The sequence below is a fragment of the Xanthomonas sp. 3058 genome (assembly GCF_014199765.1).
Classification (GTDB): Bacteria; Pseudomonadota; Gammaproteobacteria; order Xanthomonadales; family Xanthomonadaceae; genus Xanthomonas; species Xanthomonas campestris_B.
In genome coordinates this window covers 1-1,139 of the sequence record NZ_JACHOF010000060.1, presented here as the reverse complement: position 1 = coordinate 1,139, position 1,139 = coordinate 1, and the positions used below count along the sequence as shown (strand labels likewise).

The window sequence follows — 1,139 nt, the reverse complement described above, 5'->3', positions numbered from 1 at the left end:
ACGAAGTCGCCGAGGTTGGCGTCCGCCAGCGGCTGCAACCGGCTTGTCGCACGCGGCGCACACCGGGCTGCTGTGACAGTCGGCATTGAGGCAGTCATGGGTGCGACCCGCTCGATCATGGCCTTACATTACACGTGCAGGCGATTGCTGGGTCATTTCCGGCTGCGACCGCTGCGTATCCAGTGCTTGCGACTGACGGATGCTCTCCTGCAGGGGAGGCACGCTGTCTGATAGATCCACCTTGACCCGGAAGCCGGGTGTATGCCCGACGATCCAGACATTGTCTTGATGCGACGTCACGCTTTGCAGCTGATCGACGCGCAGGATGCCTGCACGCTTGGCCTCGACTGTGGCGTACATGGCTTCTGCCGGCGAAGTGCCTGCGGGGAGCTTGCTGTGGATGGCCTGGTAAAGCGGGTCGTTGGGAACCGATGCGGATGCAGGCTCGCCAAACCGGCCAGGCGGTGCCATCGGTGCAGCAACTTCGCTGCCAGATGTGACTATCGGCATTTTCCAGCCTGGCGCGACATACGTCGGTGCGTGATCGTTTTGTATGCGCTGCTGTACCTCTTGCCAGCGTGCCGCCGCCATCTCTGCACTTCCGGCGCCGGGTGCTAGGGTGCCACGCAAGGCATCGATTCCATCGTCCGCCAGGCCATAATTACCGCGTACACCCAAGGTCACGCTGCCGCGCAACACCTCCACGTCATCACGGTACTTGTCGATCATCGGCGCAAACTTGTGCGCCAACTGTTGCGCCTTGGGGTCTTCCAGGACCGAGCGGTCTGGCTTGCCGTTGGCATCCTCCGGCAGGAAGTTGTGCATGCGGTGCGAGTCGCCCAACTTCTTTGCAACGATAGGATTACGTACGTCCAGCACACTGCGCGTGTTGTCGTAACCAGCCTTTTCCAGTGTAACAATCTCCTGCTGGGTGGCGTAGAGCTTGACCTGGCCGTAATGCTTGCTGGCAGCACTGACCGCATCGCCAGCCATCACATGATTGATGACATCGGTGCCGCCCTCGGGAATACGGCGGTCCAAGCTAACCGCGCCGTATGCATTGAAGGTCTCGCCCTTGAGACCAAAGTGGTGCGCAGTGACCTGGGCCAGATTGCCGCCGAGGGAATGGCCGGTGACGG

At 61.3% G+C, this 1,139-nt stretch carries 1 protein-coding gene; it reads right to left on the bottom strand.

The window, feature by feature from the left end; translation table 11 throughout:
- Nucleotides 1–123: 123 nt before the first annotated feature.
- On the bottom strand, nt 124–1,139 hold a 1,016-nt coding region (locus tag GGR61_RS20930), incomplete at its 5' end, for a hypothetical protein (RefSeq protein WP_184623857.1).